This window comes from Humibacillus xanthopallidus, assembly GCF_006717145.1.
Lineage (GTDB): Bacteria > Actinomycetota > Actinomycetes > Actinomycetales > Dermatophilaceae > Humibacillus > Humibacillus xanthopallidus.
On the sequence record NZ_VFQF01000001.1, the window covers coordinates 193,565 to 219,221 of the forward strand.

Consider the following 25,657-nt stretch of genomic DNA (forward strand, 5'->3'; position numbering starts at 1 on the left):
GCATACGGCCGGCCGGGCGGGCTGAGGTTACTTCTGCGTCTCACGATGTGGGCGATAGCCTGACGTCGAATCACCGCTGATCGCTCTGGAGGTTGTGCCATGTCCACCGATGCCGCGAAGGCTGAGGCCCTGACGTTCGAGGTCACGCGACGGGAGGACACCACGTCCTCCGAGCGGATCGCCGAGATCCTCGTGAACCCCGGCTTCGGCAAGACCTTCACCGACCACATGGTCGTCGCGACGTGGACGGCCGACGGCGGGTGGGGCGACGCCAAGGTCAAGCCCTACGGTCCCTTCCAGCTCGACCCCGCGGCCGCCGTCCTGCACTACGCGCAGGAGATCTTCGAGGGGATGAAGGCCTACCGTCACGCCGACGGCTCGATCTGGACCTTCCGCCCCGAGGCGAACGCCGCCCGCTTCGCGCGCTCCGCACGACGGCTCGCGCTGCCGGTGCTGTCCGAGGCCGACTTCATCGAGTCGCTGCGCCAGCTCGTCACCGTCGACCAGGAGTGGGTGCCGGCAGGTGATGCGGGCGAGAAGAGCCTCTACCTGCGCCCGTTCATGTTCGCCTCGGAGGCCTTCCTCGGGGTGAGGCCGGCCCAGCAGGTCACCTACTCCGTCATCGCCTCACCGGCGGGCGCCTACTTCTCCGGCGGCCTCAAGCCCGTGACGCTGTGGATCTCGACCGACTACGCCCGCGCGGGCGAGGGCGGCACGGGCGCGGCGAAGTGCGGCGGCAACTACGCCAGCTCGCTCGCCGGACAGCTCGAGGGTATCGAGCACGGCTGCGACCAGGCCGTCTTCCTCGACTCCTCGACGCACACCTACATCGAGGAGCTGGGCGGCATGAACCTCTTCCTCGTCACGAGGGACGGGCGCATCGTGACGCCCGAGCTGACGGGGTCGATCCTCGAGGGAGTCACCCGCAGCTCGATCCTCGAGATCGCCAAGGAGGAGGGCCTCGAGCCCGAGGAGCGCCGCATCCCCATCGAGGAGTGGAAGGAGGGGGCCGCGAGCGGCGAGATCGTCGAGATCTTCGCGTGCGGCACCGCCGCCGTCGTCACTCCCGTCGGCGAGCTGCGCTGGAACGGCGGCTCGGTCGACCACCGCCGCGAGGGCCACGTCGACCGCTACGCCGAGGCGATCCGGGCCAAGCTGCTCGACATCCAGTACGGCCGGGTCGAGGACACCCGCGGCTGGTTGACCCGCCTCGTCTGACGACCTCGGTCCCGGGGCGGTGTGCCGGTTGCCGCAAAGGTCCGTCCCGGGGCCATTGGTTCGCTGAAGATCCCGATCTGTCCGCTCTTGCCCCTGTGAGGGCCCGGAAATCGGTGGTTCGAAGGTCTGTCCGAGCGGACAGCGCAGCAGTAGCATTCGGTTCGACTTCATACCGAAGACGAGTAGGAGTGCTGCAGATGTCCCGTGTGACCGAACTCTCCGACGACGAACGCAAGCTCGCCGAGCTGGGCTACAAGCAGGAGCTCGACCGATCGTGGTCGGGGTTCTCGAACTTCGCGATCTCCTTCTCGATCATCTCGATCCTCGCGGGGTGCTTCACGACCTTCGGGGTCGGCTGGAACAACGGCGGGCCGGCGGCCATCTCGTGGGGCTGGCCGATCATCTCGCTCTTCATCCTCGTCATCGGCCTGTGCATGTCGGAGCTCGTCTCGGCCTACCCGACCTCCGGCGGCATCTACTGGTGGGCCTCGAAGCTCGGCGGCGTCAAGGCGGGCTACTACACCGGCTGGCTCAACCTCATCGGGCTGCTCGCCATCGACGCCTCCGTCGCCTACGGCTGCGCGACCTTCCTCGACCTCGCGCTGAGCTCCTTCAGCGACTCGTGGGCGGCCGGCTACAGCCTCGGCCGGGTCTTCGTCATCTTCATCGTCGTGCTCGTGCTCATGGCCCTGGTCAACATCTTCTCGGCCCACCTGCTCGCGATCCTCAACAACATCTCCGTGTGGTGGCACGTCATCGGCGCGACCGCCGTCGTCCTCATCCTCGTGTTCGTCCCGGACAACCACGCGTCCGCGTCGTCCGTGTTCACCCACACGATCAACAACACCGGTCTCTTCGGCGGCAGCACGAGCGGCATCGGCTTCCTGCTGTACATCCTGCCCCTCAGCGCGATCCTCACGCAGTACACGATCACCGGCTACGACGCCTCCGCTCACCTCTCGGAGGAGACGAAGTCGGCCGCCAACGCTGCCGCCAAGGGCATCTGGCAGTCCATCGCCTACTCGGCCATCGGCGGCTGGATCCTCCTCCTGTCGTTCCTCTTCGCGGTCCAGGACGAGGCCGGCGTCACCAAGGCGGGCGGCGGCGTGGCGGCGATCTTCTCGCAGGCTCTCGGCAGCAAGTGGGGTGGGCTCGTGCTGCTCATCTCCGCAGTGGGGCAGTTCTTCTGCTCCGTGGCCTGCATGACGTCGACGACGCGCATGCTGTTCGCCTTCAGCCGCGACCGCGCCGTCCCCGGTGCGCAGTACTGGTCACGGCTCAACAAGAACAAGGTCCCGGTCTACGGCGTCATCGTCTCCGCCGTCATCGCCGTGCTCCTCACGCTCCCCGCCCTCATCGAGGTCGACATCAACGGCGCCCCGGTGCCGGTCGCCTTCTTCGCCGTGGTCTCGATCGGCGTCGTCGGCCTCTACGTCGCGTTCGCCATCCCGATCTGGTACCGCTGGCGGCTCGGAGACAAGTTCGTCCCCGGCTCGTGGACGCTGGGGTCGCGCTACAAGTGGATGGCGCCCATCGCCGTCGCGGAGATCGCGGTGACCTCGGTGGTCGCCCTCCTGCCGACGTCACTCGGCGGTATGCCGTTCACCCCCGACTTCGAGTGGAAGTACGTGAACTACACGCCGATCGTCGTGTTCGGCGCCCTCCTGCTGCTGTGGGTCGCCTGGCACGTGCGGGCCAAGCACTTCTTCACCGGCCCCAAGATGACCATCGACCTGCCGCCCGACGTCTCGTCGGCCGACGAGCTCGAGCTGGAGATGGAGGGGCGCACCGCCCACCAGCACAAGCCCGAGTCCTGACCGACCGGCACACGCGTGCTTCTCGAAGCAGCCCTCGCGAGCCTCCCGTGGCTCGCGGGGGCGCGCGAGGTGACGGAGCTGCCGGGCGGGCTGACCAACCACAACTACCGGGTGCGCACCGCAGAGCACGACGTCGTCGTGCGGCTGTCCACTGCCGACAGCGAGCTGCTCGGGGTGGACCGGGAGCACGAGTGGCGCAACTCGCGGACGGCTGCCGACGTGGGGGTGGGGGCGCCGGTCCTCGACTACCTCCCGGGGCAGGGCGTCCTCGTCGTGAGCTTCCTCCCCGGCAGGACGTATGCCGCGGCGGACGTGGGTGCGAACCTCCCTCGGATTGCCGCCTCGTTGCGTCGCCTGCACGCCGCGCCCGAGTTCGCCTCTGCCTTCGACATGTTCGAGATCCAGCGGTGTTACGCCGAGATCGTGGGCGAGCGTCGTATGGCTGTGCCCGACGGCTACGGCGAGCTGGCGGACCGCGCCTGTGCGGTCGAGGCCGCGCTGCGGGCGCGGCCGGAGCGCCTCGTGCCGTGCCACAACGACCTGCTGGCCGCAAACTTCCTCGACGACGGCGGCGACGTGCGCATCATCGACTACGAGTACTCCGGCATGAACGAGCCCGCCTTCGAGCTCGGCAACCTCGTCAACGAGTCGCAGCTCGACCACGACCACCTCGTCGAGCTCGTCGAGGCCTACTACGGGACCGTGACCGCGCAGCGGCTCGCCCGCGCCGAGCTGTGGGGGCTGGCCGGCCGGTATGCGTGGACGCTCTGGGGCGCCATCCAGCACACCGTCTCGGACGTCGGTGCCGACTTCTGGTCCTTCGCCCTCGAGCGGTTCGAGCCCGCCGCGCAGCTGCTCACGAGCCGGCGACTCGACGTGCTCATCGCGGATGCCGTCGCAGACGGAGGACGTCGATGACCGAGCTGCCGGACCGGGCCCGCGTCGTCATCATCGGTGGGGGAGTCATCGGGTGCAGCGTGGCCTACCACCTCGGCCTGCTGGGCTGGACCGACGTCGTGCTGCTCGAGCAGGGCTCACTCTCCTGTGGCACGACCTGGCACGCAGCCGGTCTCGTGGGCCAGCTCCGCGCCACGGAGGTGAGCACCCGGCTCGTCCAGTACTCGACCGACCTCTACTCCCGCCTCGAGGCGGAGACCGGGCTCGGCACCGGCTACCGGGTGTGTGGCGGCCTCACCGTGGCGCGTACTCCCGAGCGCATGGTGGCGCTGCGGCGCACGGCAGCGAGCGCGGCGGCATACGACCTCGAGTGCGAGCTGCTGACAGCGGGCGGAGCACGGGAGCGCTACCCGCTCATCCGCGACGACGACCTCGTCGGCGCCATCTGGCTGCCCGGCGACGGACGGGCCAACCCGACAGACCTCACCCAGGCGCTCGCGAGGGGTGCGCGCCTGCGTGGCGCGCGGATCCTGGAGCGCGTGCGCGTGACGGGCATAGCGACCGTCGACGGTCGGGTGACCGGGGTGCGCACGACCGAGGGCGACATCGGGGCGGAGGTCGTCGTGAACTGCGCCGGGCAGTGGGCGCACGCCGTCGGTGCGATGGCCGGCGTCAACGTGCCGCTGCACTCGGCGGAGCACTTCTACGTCGTGACCGAACCGATCGACGGCGTGCACCGGGACCTGCCGATCCTGCGCGACCCCGACGGCTACACCTACGTCAAGGAGGAGGTCGGGGGACTCCTCGTGGGCGGGTTCGAGCCACAGGCCAAGCCGTGGGTGGGGCCGAAGCAGATCCCGCACCCGTTCGAGTTCGCGCTGCTCGACGAGGACTGGGAGCACTTCGAGGTCATCATGGACAATGCCGTCCAGCGGCTGCCGGTGCTCGCCGAGACGGGGATCCGCAAGTTCTACAACGGGCCCGAGAGCTTCACACCCGACAACCAGTTCATCATCGGGGAAGCCCCCGAGGTCGCGGGCTTCTTCGTGGCGGCGGGGTTCAACTCCGTGGGGATCGCGTCGGCAGGCGGCGCAGGCAAGGCCCTCGCCGAGTGGGTCGTCGAGGGTGGGCCGACGATGGACCTCATCAGCGCGGACATCCGGCGGTTCTCGACCCTGGCCGGCAACGAGTGGTGGCTGCGCGACCGCGTCGTGGAGGTCCTCGGGCTGCACTATGCCGTGCCGTGGCCGAACCGCGAGCTCGAGACCGGACGCCCGCTGCGTCGCTCGCCCGTGCACGACCTGGTCGTCGCCCAGGGGGCGCTGCTCGGCAGCCGCAACCACTGGGAGCGGGCCAACGTCTTTGCCCCACAAGGCCGCTCGCCGGTGCTCGAGTACTCGTGGGATCGCCCTTCGTGGGTCGACTGGTGCGTGGGTGAGCAGGTCACGACGAGGCAGGCGGTGGCTGTCTTCGACCAGACCTCGTTCTCGAAGTACCTCGTCGCGGGGGCTGACGCCGAGCGGGTGCTCCAGTGGGTCTGCACGGCTGACGTCGCCGTGCCCGTCGGGCGAGCCGTCTACACCGGGTGGCTCAACGCGCGGGGCACCTACGAGGCCGACGTGACGGTGACCCGTGTCGGTCGGACCGAGTACCTCGTCGTGAGCAGCGCCGCGACGACCGACCGCGACATCGACTGGCTGAGACGTCACGTGCCCGCCGGGGCTGCGGTGACGGTCACGGACCTGACGAGCGCGCTCGCCGTGCTCGGGGTCATGGGGCCGCGGTCGCGCGAGCTGCTGTCGCGGCTGTCCACGGACGACTTCGGAGACGACGCCTTCCCCTTCGGCACGAGCCGCGAGGTGGCCCTCGGCAGGGCGACGCTGCGGGCGACGCGCATCACGTACGTGGGCGAGCTGGGCTGGGAGCTCTACGTTGCTCCGGATCTGGCGGAGGGGATCTATGCCGACCTCTTCGCTGCCGGGGCCGACCTGGGAGTGGTGCCGGCCGGCTACTACGCCATCGAGGCCATGCGGCTCGAGAAGGGCTACCGCGCCTTCGGCCGTGAGCTGACCACCGACACCAGGCCCGTGGAGGCCGGACTGACCTTCGCCTGCAAGCTGGGCACCGACGTCGACTTCCTCGGGCGCGCTGCGACGGAGCAGGCTCGGGCGAGGGGGCCGAGGAGGCGAGTCGTGTCGTTCGTCGTCGACGACCCGACGGCCTACCTGTGGGGCGGCGAGCTCGTCCTGCGTGACGGGGTGCCGGTGGGTCAGGTCACGAGCGCGGCCTGGGGCGCGACCCTGGGAGCAGCGGTCGGTCTCGCGCTCGTCGGCGACCGCCGGACCGGGACGGCGACCTCCGCCTGGGTCCGGGACGGCTCGTACGAGGTCGATCTCGCCGGCTCCCGGTTCCCCGTCTCGGTCCAGCCGCGATCACCGTATGATCCCGATGGTCACAAGCTGTCTCGCAGGCTCGGCACCTAAATGGTTCATTCGCAGACCATTGACGGCTCAGAGCGCGGGGTATTGGATCAGTACGTGCATCCCCAGAGCGGCCAGACCTCGTTGCCGGACGTCGTGCTTCGTCCTGCCGGCGGAAACGTCTTCGAGGCCACGGTCGAGCAGCTGGCCACGGCGATCCGGCTGGGTGTCTTCACCAACGGCGAGCAGCTGCCGCCGGAGCGTGAGCTCGCCGAACGGCTGAGCGTCAGCCGCAACACGCTTCGCGATGCCATCGCGGCCCTGCGGGAGTCAGGCCTCGTGACGACGAAGCAGGGGCGCGGCGGCGGGACCTCGGTGACCTACGCGGCCGAGCACCCGGCGACGGTCGTCAGCGGGTCCTTCGTCCGCAGCGGTGCGGCCATGCTCGACGCGCTGACCTTCCGTCGGGTCGTCGAGCCCGGCGCGGCGTGGCTGGCGGCCACCCAGTCGCTGGCAGGTGACCAGCGCGCCTGGCTGACCGAGAGCCTCCGTGAGGTGGAGATCGCCCCCGACGCCGCCGCGCACCGCGTCGCCGACTCGCGCCTGCACCTCGCCATCGCGACCCTCTCGGGCTCGCCGATGGTCGTCGACGCCGTGACTCGGGCCCAGGCCGCCCTGCACGACATGCTCATGGCGATCCCGGTGCTCCGACGCAACATCGAGCACTCCGACGCCCAGCACCACCAGATCGTCGAGGCCATTCTCGGCGGCGACCCTGACCGGGCCCGCGCGGTGATGGAGGAGCACTGCGATGCGACCTCCGCCCTGCTCCGGGGCCTCATCGGATAGGAAGAGGACATGGCGAACCCACCGGCACTGACGGTCGAGCAGCTGCGCACCGAGATCGAGGCGGGCGACATCGACACCGTCGTCGTGGCCTTCACCGACATGCAGGGCCGCCTGCAGGGCAAGCGCCTGCACGGGCACTACTTCCTCGACCACGTGCTCGAGGACGGCACCGAGGGCTGCAACTACCTCCTCGCCGTCGACGTCGACATGAACACCGTCGACGGCTACGCGATCAGCTCTTGGGAGCGCGGCTACGGAGACATGTTCTTCGAGCTCGACCTCTCGACGCTGCGTCGCACCCCCGGCGCCCGGCACTCTGCGACGGTCCAGTGCGACCTCACCTGGCTCGACGGCAGCGGGCTCGTCGCCCAGTCTCCACGCTCGGTGCTGCGGGCCCAGGTCGACCGGGCGGCGGCGCTCGGTCTCACCGCCCAGTGCGGCACCGAGCTCGAGTTCATCGTCTTCGAGGACTCCTTCGACGCCGCCTGGGACCGCGGCTACGTCGGGCTGACGCCCGCCAACCGCTACAACGTCGACTACTCCATCCTCGGTGGTGACCGGGTCGAGCCGCTGCTGCGCGAGATCCGCAACGAGATGTATGCGGCGGGCGCCGTCGTCGAGAGCGCCAAGGGTGAGTGCAACCTCGGTCAGCACGAGATCGGCTTCCTCTTCGACGAGGCGGTGCGCACGTGCGACAACCACGTGGTCTACCGCAACGCCGCCAAGGAGATCGCTGCGAAGCACGGGAAGTCGCTGACCTTCATGGCGAAGTTCGACCAGCGCGAGGGCAGCTCCTGCCACATCCACCTCTCGCTGCGCGGTCGAGGCGGCGAGATCGTCTTCACTGATGACGAAGGCGAGCACGGACACAGCGCGATGTTCGACCACTTCCTCGCCGGCATCCTTGCCACACAGCGCGAGCTGACGTACTTCTACGCTCCGAACATCAACTCCTACAAGCGATTTGCGGCTGCGAGCTTCGCGCCGACGGCAGTGGCATGGGGTCGCGACAACCGCACGTGCGCGCTGCGCGTCGTCGGCCACGGCGTCGGCCTGCGCGTGGAGAACCGCGTCGGTGGGGGAGACCTCAACCCCTACCTCGCCGTCGCAGCCATGCTCGCGGGAGGCCTGCACGGCATCGAGAACGAGCTCCCCCTCGAGCCGCCGCTCGAGGGGAACGCCTACACGTCGGACAAGCCGCGGGTGCCGTCGACGCTGCAGGAGGCCCGTGACCTGCTGGCCGGCTCGTCGGTGGCGCGGGCCGCCTTCGGCGACGAGGTCGTCGACCACTACGTCAACGCCGCCGACGTCGAGATCACGGCCTTCAACGCCGCCGTCACCGACTGGGAGCGCAAGAGAGGATTCGAGCGACTGTGACCCACCCCCGAGCCACGAGCACCTCCCCACTCACCCCACCGACCCCCGTTTCGATGTGTCTCCGCGGGCCAGAGCCCGCGGAGACACATCGACCCGGAAAGGGGGTCTGGGCATGACCGCGATGCACGACGTCATCAACCCGGCGACCGAGGAGGTCGTCGCGACGGTGCCCCTCGCCTCGGTGGAGGAGGCGGATGCGGCCATCGCCCGTGCCCGTGCCGCAGCGCCGGCCTGGGCCGTGGTGTCACCGGCGGACCGCGGCCTGCTCCTGCGTCGCTTCTCCGACCTCGTCGGGGAGCACCAGGAGGAGCTCGCCCAGCTCGAGGTGGCCAACTCCGGCCACACGATCGGCAATGCGCGCTGGGAGGCCGGCAACGTCCGCGACGTCCTCGGCTACTACGCGGCGGCGCCGGAGCGGAACTTCGGGCGGCAGATCCCGGTCGCCGGCGGCGTCGACATCACCTTCCGCGAGCCCATCGGTGTCGTCGGCATCATCGTGCCGTGGAACTTCCCCATGCCGATCGCCGGCTGGGGCTTCGCTCCGGCGCTGGCCGCGGGCAACACGGTCGTGCTCAAGCCGGCCGAGCTCACCCCGCTCACGGCGCTGCGGCTCGGACAGCTCGCCCTCGAGGCCGGCCTGCCCGAGGGGGCGCTGACCGTCGTCGCAGGCAAGGGCTCGGTCGTGGGGGAGCGCTTCGTCACCCACCCCGACGTCGGCAAGATCTGCTTCACCGGGTCGACGCCTGTCGGCCAGGGGATCATGCGTGGCGCGGCCGACCGGGTCAAGAGGGTCACTCTCGAGCTGGGAGGAAAGAGCGCCAACATCGTCTTCGCCGACTCGGACCTCGAGCTGGCGGCCGCGCGTGCTCCTTACGGCGTCTTCGACAACGCCGGCCAGGACTGCTGCGCCCGCAGCCGGATCCTCGTCGAGCGCAGCGTCTTCGACCGCTTCATGGAGCACTTCGAAACCGCGGTGCGTGGCGTCGTCGTCACCGACCCGCGTGACGAGTCCGCCGAGATGGGCCCCCTCATCAGCGCCGAGCAGCGGGGGCGCGTGCGCTCCTACGTCGAGGACTCCGCCGACGACGTCGACGTCGCCTTCCGCGGCGACGGGCCGAGCGGGGCCGGATACTGGTACCCGCCGACCGTGGTGCTTCCCGGTGCGACGACCGACCGGGTCTGGCAGGAGGAGGTCTTCGGCCCCGTCGTCGCGGTGATGCCGTTCGACGACGAGGCCGATGCGGTCGCCAAGGCCAACGACACGGCATACGGGCTCTCAGGGTCGATCTGGACCCGCGACCTCGGTCGCGGCCTGCGCGTCGCGCGCGGGGTCCAGGCGGGCAACCTGTCGGTGAACTCGCACAGCAGCGTGCGCTACTCGACGCCCTTCGGTGGCTTCAAGCAGAGCGGCATCGGCCGCGAGCTCGGTCCGGACGCGCTCGACGCGTTCACCGAGGTCAAGAACGTCTTCATCTCCACGGACTGAAGGGAACTCCCATGGCAGGCAGGTTGGACGGCAAAGTCGCGGTCATCACCGGCGGGTGCTCCGGCATCGGGCTGGCGACGGTGCGGCGCTTCGCCGAGGAGGGCGCGAAGGTCGTCATCGGCGACCTCGACGAGGCGAACGGCACCCGGATCGCCGACGAGGTCGGGGGCACCTTCGTGCGCGTCGACGTCGTGAGCAAGGACGATGTCGACGCGCTCTTCCGCACGGCGAAGGAGACCTACGGCTCGGTCGACATCGCCTTCAACAACGCCGGCATCAGCCCGCCCGAGGACGACTCGATCCTCGACACCGACCTCGACGCGTGGCGCAAGGTGCAGGAGGTCAACCTCACGTCGGTCTACCTGTGCTGCAAGGCTGCTCTGCCCTACATGCTCGAGCAGGGCAAGGGGTCCATCATCAACACGGCCTCGTTCGTCGCGGTCATGGGCGCGGCCACGTCGCAGATCTCCTACAGCGCAAGCAAGGGTGGAGTGCTCTCGATGTCGCGCGAGCTCGGCGTCCAGTTCGCGCGACAGGGCGTGCGGGTCAACGCGCTCTGCCCCGGACCGGTCAACACCCCGCTGCTGCAGGAGCTCTTCGCCAAGGACGAGGAGCGCGCCGCGCGCCGGCTCGTCCACGTGCCGATGGGCCGCTTCGGCGAGCCTGAGGAGATGGCCAACGCCGTGCTCTTCCTCGCATCCGACGAGTCGAGCTTCATGACGGCATCCACGTTCCTCGTCGACGGCGGCATCTCGGGCGCCTACGTCACACCGCTCTGAGGTCGGGGAGGGCAGCGGCATGGGTCGTCCGGTCATCGGCATCACCGCCTACGTCGAGCGCGCCTCGTGGGGGCGCTGGGTCGACGTGCCGGGTGCGCTCGTGCCGCACCGCTACGTCCGCTCGGTGGAGGAGGCCGGTGCGATCGCGGTCGTGATCCCACCGCGTCACGACGCTGACGAGGAGACCGCGCGAGCGCTCCTCGAGCGGCTCGACGGCGTCGTGCTCGCCGGCGGGGTCGACGTCGCGCCGGAGCTCTACGCCGACGAGCGCCACCCGTCGGTGCAGGCTTCTCGGCCAGACCGCGACGCGACGGAGCTCGCGATCGCCCGCGCGTCGCTGGAGCTCGACCTCCCTCTGCTCGGCATCTGCCGGGGCATGCAGGTGATGGCCGTCGAGGCAGGGGGACTGCTCGAGCAGCACGTGCCCGACCGCGTCGGCCACGACGAGCACTCACCCGCCCCGACCGTCTACGGCAACCACCCGGTGCACACGGTCGCCGGCACCCGGGTGGCGCAGATCCTCGGTCCCGAGGTCGACGTGCCGAGCTACCACCACCAGTCGGTGCTCACGCACCCCGGCTATGTCGCCTCGGCCTGGGCGCCTGACGGCACCCTCGAGGCGATGGAGGTGCCGGACGCCCGCTTCCGGCTGGCCGTCCAGTGGCACCCCGAGGTCGGCACGGACCCGCGGCTGTTCGACGCCCTCATTGCCGCAGCCACACCCACCCGTTCGAGGTGATCCTGGCCCTCACGTGGGTCGCGCGATCACCTCGAATGGGCGGGAGGGCGGCATACGGGCTCGGGGTCTCTGAACCTTCCCCGAGTCGAGGTGATCCTGGCCCTGACGTGGGTGGCGGGATCACCTCGATCCGGTATGCCGTCGGGCTGGGTGGAGGTGATAGCGGACCTCACGTGGGTGGCGCGATCACCTCGAATGGGCGGGAGGGCGGCATACGGGGTCGGGGTCGTTTGAACCTTCCCCGAGTCGAGGTGATCCTGGCCCTGACGTGGGTGGCGGGATCACCTCCATCCGGTATGCCGTCCGGCTGGGTGGAGGTGATATCGGACCCTGACGTGGGTGGCGGGATCACCTCGAATGGGCGGGAGGGCGGCATACGGGGGCGGGGTCTTTGAACCTTCCCCGAGTCGAGGTGATCCTGGCCCTGACGTGGGTGGCGGGATCACCTCGAATGGGCGGGAGGGCGGCATACGGGCTCGGCGGGGCGGTCATGCCGTGGTTGGACGGCGGTCCCACGATCCGGACGGCATGTTTCGCGCAGGTTTCGTGAGCCGTACCTTGAGCCTGTGATGACACGCCCCGTGCCGACCGGCACGCTCATTATCGAATAGCGCGACGAGCAACCCTCGTCGCGCAGACCTCCCAACCCTGGGGGGTCTTTTTGTTTCCCGAGGCGATCCCGGAGGAGACGTCGCGAGGCCCACGACGCCGAGCGACATCAGGAGAAGAGCAGGGGAAATGGCATCACACGGAGGGTCGACCGCCAGCTCGGCGGTCGACCGCGACCCCCAAGATCGAGGACACTGAAGGTCATGGAAGCGCTGCACGTCTACGACACCACTCTGCGCGATGGTGCCCAGCAGGAGGGACTCAACCTCTCGGTGTCGGACAAGCTGGCGATTGCCGGGCTGCTCGACGACCTCGGGGTCGACTTCATCGAGGGGGGGTGGCCGGGCGCGAACCCCAAGGACACCGAGTTCTTCGAGCGCGCCCAGACCGAGCTGCACCTGCGGCACGCGACGCTGGCCGCCTTCGGTGCGACCCGTCGGGCCGGAGGCGCGGCCGCAACGGACCCCCAGGTCCAGGCTCTGCTCGACTCGAACGCCTCCGTCGTCTGCCTCGTCGCCAAGTCGCACACCGGCCACGTCGAGCGCGCCCTGCGCACGACGCTCGAGGAGAACCTCGCCATGGTCCGCGACACCGTGAGCCACCTCGTGGGTCAGGGGCGCCGGGTCTTCCTCGACTGCGAGCACTTCTTCGACGGCTGGCACCTCGACCGCGACTACGCCCTCTCCGTCGTGCGCACCGCGCACGAGGCCGGGGCCGAGGTCGTCGTGCTCTGCGACACGAACGGCGGCATGCTGCCCCACCAGGTCGAGGAGGTCGTCGCCGACGTCATCGCCTCGACGGGTGCCCGGGTCGGTGCGCACTGCCACAACGACACGGGCTGTGCGGCCGCCAACTCCGTCGCCGCGGTGCGAGCCGGCGCCACGCACGTGCAGGGCACTGTCAATGGCTACGGCGAGCGCACCGGCAACGCCGACCTCGTGACGGTCGCCGCCAACCTCCAGTTCAAGCTCGGGCTCGACGTCATGGAGCGCGAGACCTTCGCGCGGGCCATGCACATAGCCCACGCGATCAGCGAGGTCACCAACGTCCCCGCCTACAGCCGCCAGCCCTACGTCGGCGCAAGCGCCTTCGCGCACAAGGCCGGCTTGCACGCGAGCGCCCTCAAGGTCGACCCCGACCTCTACCAGCACATGGACCCGGCGCTCGTCGGCAACGGCATGCGCACGCTCGTCAGCGACATGGCGGGCCGCGCGAGCATCGAGCTCAAGGCGCGCGAGGCGGGCCTCGACCTCACCGGACACCCGCAGGTTGTGGCCTCCGTGCTCGCCGAGGTCAAGGACCTCGAGCTGCGCGGCTGGACCTTCGACGCCGCCGACGCGACCGTCGAGCTCATGCTCCGCGAGGCGCTCGAGCCCGGCTGCACCGACTTCTTCGAGGTCGAGTCGTGGCGGGTCATCACCGACTCGACCGGCGAGGGCGACGCCACGTCGGAGGCCACGGTCAAGCTGCGCGCCGGCGGCGCTCGCCTCATCGCGACAGGTGAGGGCAACGGTCCGGTCAACGCGCTCGACCACGCGCTGCGCGACGCCTTGACCCGCGCCTACCCCGAGATCGAGAAGATCGAGCTCATCGACTTCCGCGTGCGCATCCTCGACGCCTCGCACGGCACCGACGCCGTGACCCGCGTGCTCATCGAGACCTCCGACGGCGAGACGTCATGGGACACCATCGGCGTCGCCGGCTCGATCCTCGCCGCGTCGTGGCGCGCGCTCACCGACGGCATCGTCTACGGCCTGCTGCGTCAGGGCGTGTCGCGCCGCTGAGACGCTGCGGCCCGGCTCGCGAGGCCGGGTAGCCACCCCGTCGCCGCCGCGCAGAAGGCGGCGGGGTCGAGCCTCGGCGCTCCGGTGGGCACGGCGCCCAGCAGACCCTCCGGTAGCGCCGACAGGTAGTCGCGGTTCGACGTCTCGATGACCGTCGGATCGGTCGGCCACGACCCGAGCACGATGCCTAGCTCGCGGATTCCTCTGCGCTGCAGTGCTTCTCGGGTCAGCATGGTGTGGTTGAGCGTGCCGAGCGCACTGCGGGACACGACGAGGACGCCACAGTCGCCGACGCGCTTCACGAGGTCGGCGAGCGTGGCGCCTGCCTCGGTCAGCTCGACGAGAAGCCCACCGGCGCCCTCGACGACGACATGGTCGTGGCCGCTCGCGAGCGTCTCGATCGTCGTGAGGTGGTCGTCGAGCGTGGGCAGCGTTGCCCCCTCGAGCGCCGCTGCCGGGCGGGGTGCCATCGGCGCGAGCAGCCGGACGCCTTCGTGCGTGGGCGCGCCCGTCAGGCGCGACACCTCCGCCATGTCTCCCACGTCGCGCGGGCCGACGCCCGTCTGGGTGGGTTTGTATGCCGTCACGAGCAGTCCCGCCGCCCGCAGCGTCGCGCACACGGCCGCCGTCACGACGGTCTTGCCCACTTCGGTGTCGGTGCCCGTGACGACGACGACCCGAGGCAGGCTGCCGACCGTCATGCCGCTGCTCCGCAGTGGGTCGCGGCGACCTCGGCGATGAGCCGTGCGGCGGCGGCGACGTCGGCGGGGAAGAGATCGGCCCGTGCCGTCACTCGGAGCCGCGAGACGCCGTCGGGCACGCTCGGCGGGCGGAAGCAGCCGACGAGCACGCCGCGCTCGCGCAGCGCGAGGCAGGCCGCCACAGCCGCATCCGGTGAGGGCATCGGCAGCGACTGCACCGCTCCTGCCGCGGGCTCGATGGCGAGGGCCTCGGCGATCGTCTCGGCGTGCGTGCGGACCCGGCCGGCCAGGTCAGCGTCGGACGCGACGATGCCGGCCGCCGCCGCAGCAGCGGCTGCCGCAGCGGGTGCGAGGCCGGTGTCGAAGATGAAGCTCCGCGCCGTGTTGACGAGGTGGTCACGCACGGCCGGTGGCGCGAGGACGGCGCCTCCCTGCGATCCGAGCGCCTTGCTCAGCGTCATGGTGAGCACGAGGCCCGCGGCCCCGGTGAGCCCGAGTGCGGCGACGAGGCCGCGCCCCTGGCCGGCGACCCCGATGCCGTGGGCCTCGTCGACGACGAGGAGGGCGTCGTGGCGGGCGCACACCTCGAGCAGCTCCTCGAGCGGCGCGGCATCACCGAGGACCGAGTAGATCGACTCGACGGCGACGAGGACCCGCGAGCCGGCACGCCGCTCCAGCTCCCGGTCGAGGTCGACCGGGTCGGAGTGCGCGAACGTCGCGTGCGGGACCCGCGACATGCGGGCCGCGTCGTGCAGGGAGGCGTGCGCGTGCGCGTCGAGCAGGATCTCGGCCCCGCGTCCGCTGAGTGCGGTGAGGGCTCCGAGGTTGGCGGCATACCCGGTCGAGAAGGCGAGGGCGCTCGGCTGGCCGGTGAGCGCGCACAGCGCGGCCTCGAGCTCGCGGTGGACGGGGAGGGTGCCGGTCACGAGGCGGCTCGCGGTGGCGGAGGCGCCGTAGCGGTCGAGCGCGGTGTGGGCGGCGGCGATCACGCGCGGGTCCTGCGAGAGGCCGAGGTAGTCGTTGGACGCCAGGTCGAGCACGGGAGCGCCGCCTCCGTCGAGGCTTCCCTGGACGCGGCCCTCGCGGAGCACCGGGTCGGAGCGCACCGTGCCGCGGGCGCGGCGCAGGTCGGCGCGCTCGGCGAGCCAGGCCTCCCAGCCACTGGCAGTCATCCGTGCACCTCCTCGACGGCTCCGACGATGCCCGCGGCGATGCGGTGCACGTCGTCGTCGGTGCAGACGTAGGGCGGCATCGTGTAGACGAGGTCGCGGAACGGGCGCACCCAGACCCCCCGGCGCAGGGCTGCTCGGGTCACCCGAGGCACGTCGACGGGACCGGCCAGCTGGACGACGCCCACCGCTCCGAGGGTGCGCACGTCACGCACCTGAGACAGGCTGCGCGCCGGCGCCAGGTGCTCATCGAGCAGGCGTGCGATGCGGGGCACCTCGTCCTTCCACCCTGCCTCGACGAGCTCGAGCGAGGCGTTGGCGACAGCGCAGGCCAACGGGTTGGCCATGAAGGTAGGCCCGTGCAGCAGGGCTCGGTAGGACGACGACGTGATGGCATCACCCACCCTCGCGGTCGCGAGAACTGCTGCGAGAGTGAGATATCCGCCCGTGAGGGCCTTGCCTACGCACATGATGTCGGGGGCGACGTCTGCCCACTCGGAGGCGAAGAGCCTTCCGGTGCGGCCGAATCCGGTGGCGATCTCGTCGACGACCAGCAGGAGGCCGTGGTCGTCGGCGACCTCGCGGAGCACCCGCAGGCAGCGGGGGTCGTAGACGTGCATGCCGCCGGCGCCCTGCAGCACCGGCTCGACGACGACGGCGGCCAGCTCGTCGTGATGGCGGTCGGCCAGGGCCTCGACCTCCGTGGTCCATGCCGAGAACGCGAGATCGTCGCTCTCCCAGTGCTCCTCACCGGTCTCTGTCATGCGGAGCCGCGCGGCCGGTGGGCGTGGGGCGAAGACCTGTCGAGCCAGCACCCCGGGGAAGGCGGAGTGCATGCCGTCCACGGGGTCGCACACGCTCATCGCGGCGAAGGTGTCACCGTGATAGCCGCCCCGGACGGTGAGGAAGCGCTGCCGCTCCGGTCGCCCCACAGCAGCCTGGAACTGCAGCGCCAGCTTGAGGGCGACCTCAACCGACACGGATCCTGAGTCGGCGAAGAAGACGTGGGCCATCGGCCCGGGTGCGATGGCCGTGAGCCGCTCGGCGAGCGCGACGGCCGGCTCGTGGGTCAGGCCACCGAACATGACGTGGCTGAAGCGGTCGATCTGCGCGTGGGCAGCGGCGTCGAGCTCGGGGTGCCGGTAGCCGTGGATCGCGCACCACCAGGACGCCATCGCATCGGTCGCCGTGAACTGCTCGCCGTCAGACGCGCTCAGCTCGAGGGTGACGCCGGAGGCCGAGCGGACGGCATACGGCTCGGGGCCGTCGAGGGGGGCGTAGGGGTGCCACACGAGCCCGCGGTCGCGGCTCGTGAGCGTGGAGCCCGAGCCGTCAGGCATTGGCCGGCAGGTCGGTGCCGGCGCCCCGGCGACGCTTGGACGGGTCGTGCGAGTCGCTGTCCTCGGGGCTGTCGGGGCCCGCATCCGCCGCCTCGGCGCCAAGCACGACGAAGCCGTTGTCGCGGATCAGCTCGAGGTCGGCCTCGGCAGCCTGACCCTCGGAGGTGAGGTAGTCACCGAGGAAGATCGAGTTAGCGACGTGGAGGGCGGGCCCCTGCAGCGACCTCAGGTGCATCTCACGACCGCCGGCGATGCGAATCTCCTTGTCAGGACAGACGAACCGTGCCGCGGCGAGGATGCGCAGGCAGCGACCGGGCGTCAGCTCCCACGTGCCCTCGAGGGGGGTGCCGTCGAAGGGCATGAGGAAGTTGACGGGGATGGAGTCGGAACCGAGGTCACGCAGCGCGACGAGGGCCTCGACGAGCTGCTCGTCGCTCTCGCCCAGTCCGGCGATGAGTCCCGAGCAGGGCGAGAGGCCGGCATCCTTGGCACGGTTGACGGTGTCGACGCGGTCGGCGTAGGTGTGGCTCGTGACGATGTCGTCGTGGTGCGACTCGGCGGTGTTGATGTTGTGGTTGTAGGCGTCGACGCCGGCGGCGCGCAGCCGCTCGGCCTGCCCGTCCTTGAGCAGCCCGAGGCACGCGCACACCTCGACGTCGGGGTGCTCCGACTTCAGCGCGCCGACCATGCCTGCCACCCGCTCGACGTCGCGGTCGGTGGGGCCGCGGCCGCTCGAGACCATGCAGATGCGGCTCGCTCCGCCGCGCAGGCCGGCCGTCGCCTGCTCGACCGCCTCGTCCGCCTTGAGCCAGGTGTACTTGAGGATGTCGGCCTGCGAGCCGAGACGCTGCGAGCAGTAGTGGCAGTCCTCGGGGCACAGGCCCGACTTGAGGTTGACGAGGTAGTTGACCTTCACGGTGTTGCCGAAGTGCTTGCGGCGCAAGCGCGCTGCCGCCGCAACGAGCGGCAGCAGCTCGTCGTCGGTGGCGCGGAGGACGTCGAGGGCGTCGTCGGCGCCGGCAGCACCTCCGGCGAGGACGGCGTCGGCGAGGTCGTCGAAGCGGGTCATGCGGGCTCCTTGCGCACGTCGTTGAACGGTGTTCAACTTGAACGGTGTTCAGTATGCCGACTCGCTAGGGTCGGCTGTCAACGCGGGTCCACCGGGAGTCGCCGGGTGAGGAAGAGGGTGGCGTGGCGCTCAGCCGGGAGCAGGTTGTCCGCACGGCGGTGGAGCTCCTGCGCCGCTACGGCCTCGGGGACCTCTCGATGCGCCGCCTCGCCCGCGAGCTCGGAGTGGCTCCCGGTGCGCTCTACTGGCACGTCGCCAACAAGCAGGAGCTGCTCGTCGAGGTGGCCGACGCCCTGCTCGCGGAGGTGCCCGAGGTCTCGGGTGACCGCCCGCCTGCGGAGGCACTCGCCGCGCTCGCCCTCGCCATCCGCGAGGCGGTCGCTCCCGTGCCGGACGGCGCCGACGTCGTGGCCCTCGCGTATGCCGTCGAGCCGGGCGCCGCGCGGCCGCTGCGCGAGGTGACCCGGCTGCTCGCCGCTGCCGGGGTGCCGCTCGGCGAGCGTGAGCACGTGGCGGCCCTCGTCGTGCACCACATCCTGGGATCCGTTGCAGCGCAGCAGGATCGGGCGCTTGCTGCGGCGGTGGACCCGGAGCTGCCGGCGCCCGACGCGGTGGGGGAGACCAAGGCCTTCGAGATCGGGATGGGCGTCATCGTGAGGGGGCTCACGGCATACCGCTGAGCTGTGGCGATGTGTGAGTGGTGGCCCGCCCAGCGGCGGCGCCCGGGCATGCGAAGTGCTGGGCGGCTCAGGCCCCGCCCAGCACCACCCCCCTGCAGGGTGTGGAGTGTCGACGCGCGTGCCTGAACCTTCGCCGACACCCTTCAGAGCACGGGGGCGCGGCGCTGATACATCTCCCCGCACAGATGTCCGGGCGCCTTCGGCACGCCTGCCGTGGCGCGCGGGGTGGCACAGTGGAGCGATGCCGCTGAGAACGAGCACCCACTGGTTCGGGGTCGTGCTCGACTGCCCCGATGCGTCCGAGCTCGCCCACTTCTACGAGCGCCTGCTGGGCTGGACCATCTTCAAGGACACGCCGCAGTGGGCCACCCTCGCGCCGTCGGCGGATGCCGGCTACAACCTCGCCTTCCAGCAGGAGCCCCACTACGTGCGGCCGGTGTGGCCGAGTCGTCCGGGCGAGCCGCTCATGATGTCGCACCTCGACCTCGAGGTCGATGACCTCGAGCACGCGACGGCGTATGCCGTGGAGGTCGGCGCGCAGCTCGCCTCGTTCCAGCCGCAGGAGGACGTACGCGTCATGCTCGATCCCGCGGGGCACCCCTTCTGCCTCTACGTCGACGTCGAGGACGTCGACGAGTCGGGCGAGAAGTCCGAGGGGCCCCAAGGCTCCGAGGGCTCCGAGGGCTCTGAGGGCTCTGAGGGCACCGAGGGCACCGAGTCGACATGACGACGGTGCCGCCGGCCGGGGCGTCGACCTGGGTGCTGCTCGAGGGCGCCAGCGACGTCGCTGCCGTGCGTGTCCTGGCGCAGCGCGCCGGGCTGCCGCTCGACGGCTCCGGCACGCGGCTCGTCGACATGGGTGGGGCGACCAACGTCCGCCGGCACCTTCTCGATGCTGCGCGGGCGGCCGCGAGTCCTCGGGTGCTCGGCATGTGCGACATCAAGGAGGCCGGCTTCTTCATCCGGGCCCTGCGAGACCTGGGCTGCGACGTCACCTCCGCGCAGGCGCTACCCGGGTGGGGCTTCCAGCTCTGCGACCGCGACCTCGAGGACGAGCTGATGCGGGCGCTCGGGCCCGGCCGGGTGCGCGCGGTGTTCGAGGACCTCGGGCTGACCGACCGCTTCGCCACCTTCACGCAGCAGCCGGCGTGGGCGGCCCGTGACTTCCATGAGCAGGCGCACCGCTTCGCGGGGGTCGCGTCCGGGCGCAAGGAGCTCATGGCGGAGGCCCTCGCCCTGGCCCTGCACCCGAGGTCGTTGCCTGCTCCTCTGCGCGGGCTGCTCGATGACCTCGCCGGCGAAGGCCCGACCTTCGCCTCGCTCGGGGCGTCGGAGCGCACCGGCTCATGACGTCGGGGCGAACGCCCTGACATGTGAGATGCGCCCGGTATGCCCCATCTCGGCCCGCAGCGCCACGCCCGGTGCCACAGTGGGAGGAGCCGAGCGAGGAGGGGGATCTCATGACCAGCGATGACTTGAGGCCTACGGGCAGGGGGCACGGGCCGACGGGATGGTGGCCACCGGGGCTGGCGGCACGCGGCGCCACCCCACCCACGAGAGCCCATGCCCGACCGGGGGTGCCCGGCCCTGGCCACGCTCCGGGTGGGCTTGGAGCGCCGGGCCACGGACCCAAGCCGGGTCACGGACCCGGTCACGGACCCGGGCACGGTCATGGGCACGGTCATGGGCACGGGCCGGGGCCCGGCGCTGGGCCGACGGGGGAGATCCTCTACTTCGCGTGGACGATCGACGGCACCGAGCCGACCTCCCAGGAGGACATCTTCGGGGTCGACGCGGCGACAGGCGCCGTGCGGCGCCTCACCGACCAGTCCTCCGGCGTGCCCTTCATCTCGGACCGCGACGCGTCGTGGTCGCCGGACCACAGCCGCATCGTCTTCATGAGCAGCGACGCCATCGCGCCGACGCACCTGCCGGTGTTGTCGGCGGCGGGCGCTCTGGTTGCCGACCTGCCGGTCGAGGGCACGACGCCGATCTGGCTCGACGCGGCCACGGTGATCTGCGCGGTCGGGCGAGCGGAGCCGGACGGCTCCGGCAGACGACAAGACCTCGTCGCCGTGGACGTGCCCGGTGGCATGGTCCGCCCGCTGACCGCGGTTGCCCCCGGAGAGCTGCTCGGCGAGCCGACGTGGCACGCGACGGGCGGGCTGGCGGCCACGCTCTCGCGTGAGGACCCCGCGACCGGCGAGTGGGTGTCCACCCAGCTCGTCGTCGCGCCCGCGGCCGCTGTCTCGGCAACCCTGGCGGGCGGGGCGCCACTGACCCCTGCGTCCTTCGCCGACGTTGCTCCCGGCTGCACGTGGCCCGCCGGGCCGGACTGGTCGCCCGACGGCACGCGAATCGCCTTCAGCGCCAGTCGTCCCTGTGCGACGACCCAGTCGGACGGCACCCCCGTCCTGCAGATGGACGTCGCCATCGTCACCCCACCGGTGCCTGCCGGTGGCGCTCCCGGCCCGGTCGAGTGGGTCACCGACGACACGGCCGGCAGCTACGACGACGGGCTCAACGACGGCTCTCCCGCCTTCTCGCCCGACGGTGTCTGGCTCGCGTGGGCGCGGGGCCACGAGGACGACTGGACGAAGATCGTCGTCAAGCAGCTCGGCACGACGGGCACCCCGACCGTCCTGCTGGGCGAAGAGCACTGGTTTCGCTGGGGGCTCGACTGGTGATGCTCCGCCGACGGCTCGGCGAAGCCCGCGCTGCTCGGCGGCACACGGCGCCCTTGCCTCTCGGTTGACGGCCGGGCGGTCATCGGCGTGAGTGGTCAGGCCGTCGGTTCGATCGAAGCTCGGCGGCCTACCGCCCCGTCTGGACCTGCGACCGGTCGGGTTCGACGAGGTCTGCCACCGACCGTGCGATAGTGCGGGGCCAGGTCCAGGCGGAGCGCAGGATGAAGGCCAGGATGAGCACCTCGACTCCGATGGTGACGGCGTAGTAGGGGGCCCAGTCGGAGGACGCCCCTGCCGCGTTGAACGCGCAGATGGGGATGAAGAGCAGTGCGACGACGAGGTTCGTCGTGCGGTTCGCCCGGGCGGGCAGCGTCATGGAGAGCAGCACCATCAGGGTCGGGATCGCGATGAGCGCGAAGAACGTGGTCATCAGTGTCCCGCTGATCTCGAACACGAAGATGTCGCCGCCGCGGATCACGTCGATCTCGCCAGGTTGGTAGAGGTGGAAGTAGTCGATGTAGATGACGAGGAACATGAAGCTGGTCCAGGCCGCGGCAAGCTTGGCCTGCACGGGGATCGGCGGGTTCTCGAGCGGGGTCGGGTGTGTCGTTCGGATGGTCATCGGTTCTTCCTTCGCTCCGGTACTCGACCGGTGATCGGTCCCGCGGACGCCTCCTCGCGTGCGCGATGGGCTCTCACGGTTTCGTACGCTGTACGTCGTACGCTGTACTGTGACCGTACGGTGTACGGTTGTCAAGCCATTCGACGAAGTGAGGAGACCCGTGCCTGACAAAGGCCAACGCCAGGTCGTGTCGGACGCGGGGCTGAGCAAGCAGCGGGTCGTCCTCGAGGCGGTTCGACTCGCCGACCGCGAGGGCGTCGCCGGGCTGAGCATGCGCCGGCTGGCGGGCGTGCTCGGCGCGGGCGCGATGTCGCTCTACCACTACGTGGCGAGCAAGGAGGAGCTGCTGGACGCCATGGTCGACGTCGTGTTCGAGGAGATCGAGCTCCCGACCGCGGAGACCGACTGGCAGTCGGAGATGCGGCGGCGAGCGGTCTCGACGCGACAGGTTCTCGCACGCCACCCCTGGGCAATCGGCCTGCTGGAGTCGCGGACGTCGCCGGGGCCCGCGAACCTGCGCCACCACGAAGCGGTCACCGCCTGCCTGCGGAGGGCCGGCTTCCCGGTCCTCATGGCGACGCACGCCAACTGGTTGCTCGACAGCTACGTCTACGGCTTCGCGCTGCAGGCGGCCAGCCTGCCGTTCGACACCGCCGGCGAGCTCGCGGACCTGACGGAGGAGGTCTACCTGCCGCAGCTTCCTCAGGACCAGTTCCCCTTCCTCAACGAGTCCGCGGCGGCGCTCGTCGCCTCCGACTACGACCCGGCAGAGGAGTTCCTCTTCGGCCTCGACCTCATCCTGGCCGCCCTCGAGCCCATGAGAGCCTCGGAGCAGCAACGGTGACGGACCGTCGGGGCGGCCCGGCCGCGCCACAGCTCGGATCACGGAGCACTGCACCCCGCCTCGGTCGCGGTGCGGGACCTTCTTTCTCATCCGAGGCGCTCACCCGGCCGCGCGATCAGGTGGACTCGGGGACGCTCCGCACCACGCTGTCGCAGGCAGTGACCAGACGCTCCCGCAGCGCCTGGCCGCGGGCAGAGAACCCACGCTGCTCGGCGGCATACTGCGCCTTGCCCTCGGGCGTCTCGATGCGCACCGGCTCATAACCGAGCTCGCGCAGGTCGTAGGGCGCGGCCCGCATGTCGAGCGAGCGGATGTCGCGGGCGAGCTCGAAGCAGTCCATGACGAGGTCGCTCGGCACGACGGGCACGAGCTTGTGTGCCCACTTGTAGAGGTCCATCCCCGCGTGCAGGCACCCGGGCTGCTCGAGCGACGGCTGGCTCTCACGGGTCGGCGTCATCGCGTTGAGGGGCGCTGCCGCCGGCGTGAAGAAGCGGTAGGCGTCGAAGTGCGAGCAGGCCAGCTGGTGGCTCTCGACCACGGCATCGGTGCCGGAGGGCCCGAGGCGCAGCGGCCACGCCGAGTGGCGCACGTCGGCGGGGCCCTGGCGATAGACCATCGCCCACTCGTGCAGCCCGAAGCAGCCGAAGCGACCGGGTCGCCCCGCTGTCCGGACGAGCAGGTCGCGCACGAAGCGCAGGGTGTCGCCGCGTGCCGCTGCGAACGCCTCGCGGTCGACGCGGACGACGTCGCCGTTGACCGCGTAGAAGCGCCAGTCGCGGTGCGGCGCGCCACCTGCTCCGGCGAGACCCACGCCGGCGCCCGGGTGCCACCGCCGTAGCTGCGCAGGCTTGAAGGAGTAGTAGGTGAAGAGGAAGTCCTCGACGGGGTGGGCGCGGTGCTCGCGCCGGCGCGCGACGTGTGCGGCGGTGGCGGAGTCGACGCGCGCCTCGTGCGCCGCCGCCCGCTCCCGCCACTCCGGCTCGTCCAGGACCTGCACCCCACGAGGGTAGGTGACCGCTGCCGGCGATCCCCACCGTGCACGGGTCGGGCGGGGCAGGATGGCCTCATGGCACCGGACGCCGAGCGGCCCACACACCTGCTGCACCGTCTGACCTGCTACACCCCGGACCGCGAGTGGACCGAGGTCGCCGACGACGACCGGCTCGTGCAGGACCTCGTGCCCAACGACGTGACACGACGGCCGCAGCCCTACAAGCGCTACGACGACGACCTGCGCCGCATCCTCCTGCCGCCGGAGCTGTCCGCCTCGTCGGCGCCGGCCAGCGCCGTGCTCGCCGGCACCGCGGACGTCCCGCCGACACGCCTCGACCTCTCCGGCCTCTCCCGACTGCTCCACCTCTCGGCCGGAGTCACGCGGCGCACGCAGCGGCCGGACGGCGGCGTCATGCTCTTCCGGGCCGCAGGCTCGGCCGGCGCGCGCTTCCCGCTCGAGCTCTACGTCGCGGTGCCACGCGGGTCCGGCGTCGACGGCCTCGAGCCGGGCCTGCACTGGTACGACCCCGAGGCCCACGCCCTCGTCGTCCTCGGCCCGCCGCCGTCGGGCGAGGCGGTGACGCTCGTCGTCACCGGGGTGCCGTGGCGCACGGGGTGGCGCTACCGCGAGCGGGGCTACCGGCACATCTACTGGGACGCGGGGACGATGCTCGCGCAGACCCTGGCCCTCGCCGACTCCGGCGGGCTGACGGCGCGGCTCTTCACGGCGTTCCCCGATGCGGAGGTGGCGGCGCTCGTGGGCGCGGACCGGGTGCACGAGTTCCCGGTCGCGCTCGTGGCGCTCGGCCCCGGCGGCCCGGCTGTGCACCCGACCGGCGACCCGATGCCGGGCCACCACGACGCCGACGGCGTGGAGTTCCCGCTCGTGACCGCGGCGCAGCGTGCGGGGGAGCGGAGCACGCTCGGTCCGGAGCTCCAGCGCGGGGCCCCGGTGGCGCTCACCTCGAGCTCCGGGAGCGCGGGCACGGACGAAGTCATCGCGAGCAAGGGCTCGATCCGCCGCCTCCACCGGGACCGCTCCCTCCCGCGTGAGGTCCTCGTCGACGCCATGGCCGTGTCGCTGCGGGGGATCGACGTGCCGCACTGGGTCGGCGTCAGCGCCGTCGACGACGTGCCGACGGGCATCCACCTCTGGCCCGACCTCTCGTCGCCGGTGCGCCCGCTCGCCGAGCAGTCGGTCCGTGACGAGCTCTTCACGGCTGCCCTCGAACAGGGACTCGCCGGCGACGCCTCCTTCGTCGCCATGAGCGGCATCCCCCTCGACGAGCTCGACGACCACGGCTACCGCGAGGCCCAGCTGCTCGCCGGGCTCGCCGAGGGTCGGCTCCACCTCATGGCGTATGCGTTGGGCGCGGCAGCCTCGGGCATGACCTTCCGCGACACCGACCTCGCCCACCTGCTGGGCCGCGACGTGGCCGGGTTGCTGTGGACGTGCGTCGGGGTGCCGGAGTACCGAACACGCCCGAGCGGTGCGCCGGGGTCACCGGCCGACGTCACCATTGTCTGGCCGCGCTGACGGCGCGACGACGCTGGACGCGTGGCCCTGCCGGGCGGGT

At 71.1% G+C, this 25,657-nt stretch carries 22 protein-coding genes; 16 read left to right on the forward strand and 6 right to left on the reverse strand.

The window, feature by feature from the left end:
* Nucleotides 1-99 precede the first annotated feature (99 nt).
* The 10 genes from FHX52_RS00865 (at nt 100) to cimA (ending at nt 13,975) form a co-directional block, all read left to right on the forward strand.
* Nucleotides 100-1,218 (forward strand): branched-chain amino acid aminotransferase, encoded by a 1,119-nt coding sequence (locus FHX52_RS00865; protein WP_141819072.1) that lies wholly within the window; start codon nt 100-102, stop codon nt 1,216-1,218.
* 197 nt (nt 1,219-1,415) lie between these two features.
* The gene (locus FHX52_RS00870) at nt 1,416-3,035 is read left to right on the forward strand and encodes an amino acid permease (protein WP_141819074.1); all 1,620 of its coding nucleotides are present in this window, start codon (nt 1,416-1,418) and stop codon (nt 3,033-3,035) included.
* Between the two features lie 15 nt (nt 3,036-3,050).
* A complete protein-coding gene (locus tag FHX52_RS00875; RefSeq protein WP_141819076.1) occupies nt 3,051-3,953 on the forward strand; it encodes a choline/ethanolamine kinase family protein in 903 nt (300 codons plus the stop codon).
* Entirely contained in the window at nt 3,950-6,415 is a 2,466-nt protein-coding gene (locus tag FHX52_RS00880) for a GcvT family protein (RefSeq protein ID WP_141819078.1), read from the forward strand. Before FHX52_RS00875 ends, FHX52_RS00880 begins: the two co-directional genes overlap by 4 nt.
* A gap of 54 nt (nt 6,416-6,469) precedes the next feature.
* Nucleotides 6,470-7,201 (forward strand): FadR/GntR family transcriptional regulator, encoded by a 732-nt coding sequence (locus tag FHX52_RS00885; protein WP_246069551.1) that lies wholly within the window; start codon nt 6,470-6,472, stop codon nt 7,199-7,201.
* A 9-nt stretch (nt 7,202-7,210) separates the two neighbouring features.
* Nucleotides 7,211-8,578 carry a glutamine synthetase family protein gene (locus FHX52_RS00890; RefSeq protein WP_141819083.1) on the forward strand — a complete coding sequence of 456 codons (1,368 nt, stop codon included), beginning with the start codon at nt 7,211-7,213 and terminating at the stop codon, nt 8,576-8,578.
* Nucleotides 8,579-8,690: 112 nt separating this feature from the next.
* A complete protein-coding gene (locus tag FHX52_RS00895) occupies nt 8,691-10,064 on the forward strand; it encodes an aldehyde dehydrogenase family protein (RefSeq protein ID WP_141819085.1) in 1,374 nt (457 codons plus the stop codon).
* A gap of 11 nt (nt 10,065-10,075) precedes the next feature.
* Nucleotides 10,076-10,843: a 3-oxoacyl-ACP reductase gene (locus FHX52_RS00900; protein WP_141819087.1), complete on the forward strand. Its 768-nt coding sequence runs from the start codon at nt 10,076-10,078 to the stop codon at nt 10,841-10,843.
* 19 nt (nt 10,844-10,862) lie between these two features.
* On the forward strand, nt 10,863-11,582 hold the full coding sequence (locus FHX52_RS00905; RefSeq protein ID WP_141819089.1) for a gamma-glutamyl-gamma-aminobutyrate hydrolase family protein: 720 nt from the start codon (nt 10,863-10,865) through the stop codon (nt 11,580-11,582).
* Between the two features lie 812 nt (nt 11,583-12,394).
* Nucleotides 12,395-13,975, forward strand: a complete 1,581-nt coding sequence (cimA, locus tag FHX52_RS00910) for a citramalate synthase (protein WP_141819091.1) — start codon at nt 12,395-12,397, stop codon at nt 13,973-13,975.
* On the opposite strand, the gene bioD is transcribed toward cimA, so the two are convergent.
* From bioD to bioB, 4 genes are read right to left on the reverse strand one after another with little or no spacing between them, the layout of a single operon-like run.
* The gene (gene bioD / locus FHX52_RS00915) at nt 13,954-14,676 is read right to left on the reverse strand and encodes a dethiobiotin synthase (protein WP_141819093.1); all 723 of its coding nucleotides are present in this window, start codon (nt 14,674-14,676) and stop codon (nt 13,954-13,956) included. The two genes, cimA and bioD, sit on opposite strands and share 22 nt — an antisense overlap.
* Nucleotides 14,673-15,848 carry an 8-amino-7-oxononanoate synthase gene (locus FHX52_RS00920; protein ID WP_141819095.1) on the reverse strand — a complete coding sequence of 392 codons (1,176 nt, stop codon included), beginning with the start codon at nt 15,846-15,848 and terminating at the stop codon, nt 14,673-14,675. Before FHX52_RS00920 ends, bioD begins: the two co-directional genes overlap by 4 nt.
* Nucleotides 15,845-17,185, reverse strand: coding sequence for an adenosylmethionine--8-amino-7-oxononanoate transaminase (gene bioA, locus FHX52_RS00925; RefSeq protein WP_141819098.1), 1,341 nt, complete (start codon nt 17,183-17,185; stop codon nt 15,845-15,847). The genes FHX52_RS00920 and bioA overlap by 4 nt, the downstream gene beginning before the upstream one ends.
* Nucleotides 17,178-18,254 carry a biotin synthase BioB gene (bioB, locus tag FHX52_RS00930; RefSeq protein WP_141819100.1) on the reverse strand — a complete coding sequence of 359 codons (1,077 nt, stop codon included), beginning with the start codon at nt 18,252-18,254 and terminating at the stop codon, nt 17,178-17,180. The genes bioA and bioB overlap by 8 nt, the downstream gene beginning before the upstream one ends.
* A 122-nt stretch (nt 18,255-18,376) precedes the next feature.
* On the opposite strand from bioB, the gene FHX52_RS00935 reads away from it, so the two are divergent.
* The 4 genes from FHX52_RS00935 to FHX52_RS00950 all read left to right on the forward strand — a co-directional run bounded on the left by FHX52_RS00935 (nt 18,377) and on the right by FHX52_RS00950 (nt 21,621).
* A complete protein-coding gene (locus tag FHX52_RS00935) occupies nt 18,377-18,934 on the forward strand; it encodes a TetR family transcriptional regulator (protein WP_141819102.1) in 558 nt (185 codons plus the stop codon).
* A 241-nt stretch (nt 18,935-19,175) separates the two neighbouring features.
* Nucleotides 19,176-19,661, forward strand: coding sequence for a VOC family protein (locus FHX52_RS00940; RefSeq protein WP_185747025.1), 486 nt, complete (start codon nt 19,176-19,178; stop codon nt 19,659-19,661).
* A complete protein-coding gene (locus FHX52_RS00945; RefSeq protein ID WP_141819104.1) occupies nt 19,658-20,284 on the forward strand; it encodes a TOPRIM nucleotidyl transferase/hydrolase domain-containing protein in 627 nt (208 codons plus the stop codon). The genes FHX52_RS00940 and FHX52_RS00945 overlap by 4 nt, the downstream gene beginning before the upstream one ends.
* A 227-nt stretch (nt 20,285-20,511) precedes the next feature.
* Nucleotides 20,512-21,621, forward strand: a complete 1,110-nt coding sequence (locus FHX52_RS00950; RefSeq protein WP_141819106.1) for a TolB family protein — start codon at nt 20,512-20,514, stop codon at nt 21,619-21,621.
* A gap of 127 nt (nt 21,622-21,748) precedes the next feature.
* On the opposite strand, the gene FHX52_RS00955 is transcribed toward FHX52_RS00950, so the two are convergent.
* Entirely contained in the window at nt 21,749-22,243 is a 495-nt protein-coding gene (locus FHX52_RS00955) for a DUF6326 family protein (protein ID WP_141819108.1), read from the reverse strand.
* 160 nt (nt 22,244-22,403) lie between these two features.
* On the opposite strand from FHX52_RS00955, the gene FHX52_RS00960 reads away from it, so the two are divergent.
* Entirely contained in the window at nt 22,404-23,087 is a 684-nt protein-coding gene (locus FHX52_RS00960) for a TetR/AcrR family transcriptional regulator (RefSeq protein ID WP_141819110.1), read from the forward strand.
* A gap of 115 nt (nt 23,088-23,202) precedes the next feature.
* On the opposite strand, the gene FHX52_RS00965 is transcribed toward FHX52_RS00960, so the two are convergent.
* Nucleotides 23,203-24,084 carry a 3-methyladenine DNA glycosylase gene (locus FHX52_RS00965; RefSeq protein ID WP_141819112.1) on the reverse strand — a complete coding sequence of 294 codons (882 nt, stop codon included), beginning with the start codon at nt 24,082-24,084 and terminating at the stop codon, nt 23,203-23,205.
* Nucleotides 24,085-24,153: 69 nt separating this feature from the next.
* On the opposite strand from FHX52_RS00965, the gene FHX52_RS00970 reads away from it, so the two are divergent.
* Nucleotides 24,154-25,617 carry a nitroreductase family protein gene (locus FHX52_RS00970; protein ID WP_141819114.1) on the forward strand — a complete coding sequence of 488 codons (1,464 nt, stop codon included), beginning with the start codon at nt 24,154-24,156 and terminating at the stop codon, nt 25,615-25,617.
* Nucleotides 25,618-25,657 lie beyond the last annotated feature (40 nt).

What these genes read in the sequence shown, in the direction of transcription:
- FHX52_RS00865 (WP_141819072.1), top strand. Translation starts at nt 100, where the DNA reads ATGTCCACCGATGCCGCGAAGGCTGAGGCCCTGACGTTCGAGGTCACG.
- FHX52_RS00870 (WP_141819074.1), top strand. Translation starts at nt 1,416, where the DNA reads ATGTCCCGTGTGACCGAACTCTCCGACGACGAACGCAAGCTCGCCGAG.
- FHX52_RS00880 (WP_141819078.1), top strand. Translation starts at nt 3,950, where the DNA reads ATGACCGAGCTGCCGGACCGGGCCCGCGTCGTCATCATCGGTGGGGGA.
- FHX52_RS00890 (WP_141819083.1), top strand. Translation starts at nt 7,211, where the DNA reads ATGGCGAACCCACCGGCACTGACGGTCGAGCAGCTGCGCACCGAGATC.
- FHX52_RS00895 (WP_141819085.1), top strand. Translation starts at nt 8,691, where the DNA reads ATGACCGCGATGCACGACGTCATCAACCCGGCGACCGAGGAGGTCGTC.
- FHX52_RS00900 (WP_141819087.1), top strand. Translation starts at nt 10,076, where the DNA reads ATGGCAGGCAGGTTGGACGGCAAAGTCGCGGTCATCACCGGCGGGTGC.
- FHX52_RS00905 (WP_141819089.1), top strand. Translation starts at nt 10,863, where the DNA reads ATGGGTCGTCCGGTCATCGGCATCACCGCCTACGTCGAGCGCGCCTCG.
- cimA (WP_141819091.1), top strand. Translation starts at nt 12,395, where the DNA reads ATGGAAGCGCTGCACGTCTACGACACCACTCTGCGCGATGGTGCCCAG.
- bioD (WP_141819093.1), bottom strand. Translation starts at nt 14,676, where the DNA reads ATGACGGTCGGCAGCCTGCCTCGGGTCGTCGTCGTCACGGGCACCGAC.
- FHX52_RS00920 (WP_141819095.1), bottom strand. Translation starts at nt 15,848, where the DNA reads ATGACTGCCAGTGGCTGGGAGGCCTGGCTCGCCGAGCGCGCCGACCTG.
- bioA (WP_141819098.1), bottom strand. Translation starts at nt 17,185, where the DNA reads ATGCCTGACGGCTCGGGCTCCACGCTCACGAGCCGCGACCGCGGGCTC.
- bioB (WP_141819100.1), bottom strand. Translation starts at nt 18,254, where the DNA reads ATGACCCGCTTCGACGACCTCGCCGACGCCGTCCTCGCCGGAGGTGCT.
- FHX52_RS00940 (WP_185747025.1), top strand. Translation starts at nt 19,176, where the DNA reads ATGCCGCTGAGAACGAGCACCCACTGGTTCGGGGTCGTGCTCGACTGC.
- FHX52_RS00945 (WP_141819104.1), top strand. Translation starts at nt 19,658, where the DNA reads ATGACGACGGTGCCGCCGGCCGGGGCGTCGACCTGGGTGCTGCTCGAG.
- FHX52_RS00955 (WP_141819108.1), bottom strand. Translation starts at nt 22,243, where the DNA reads ATGACCATCCGAACGACACACCCGACCCCGCTCGAGAACCCGCCGATC.
- FHX52_RS00970 (WP_141819114.1), top strand. Translation starts at nt 24,154, where the DNA reads ATGGCACCGGACGCCGAGCGGCCCACACACCTGCTGCACCGTCTGACC.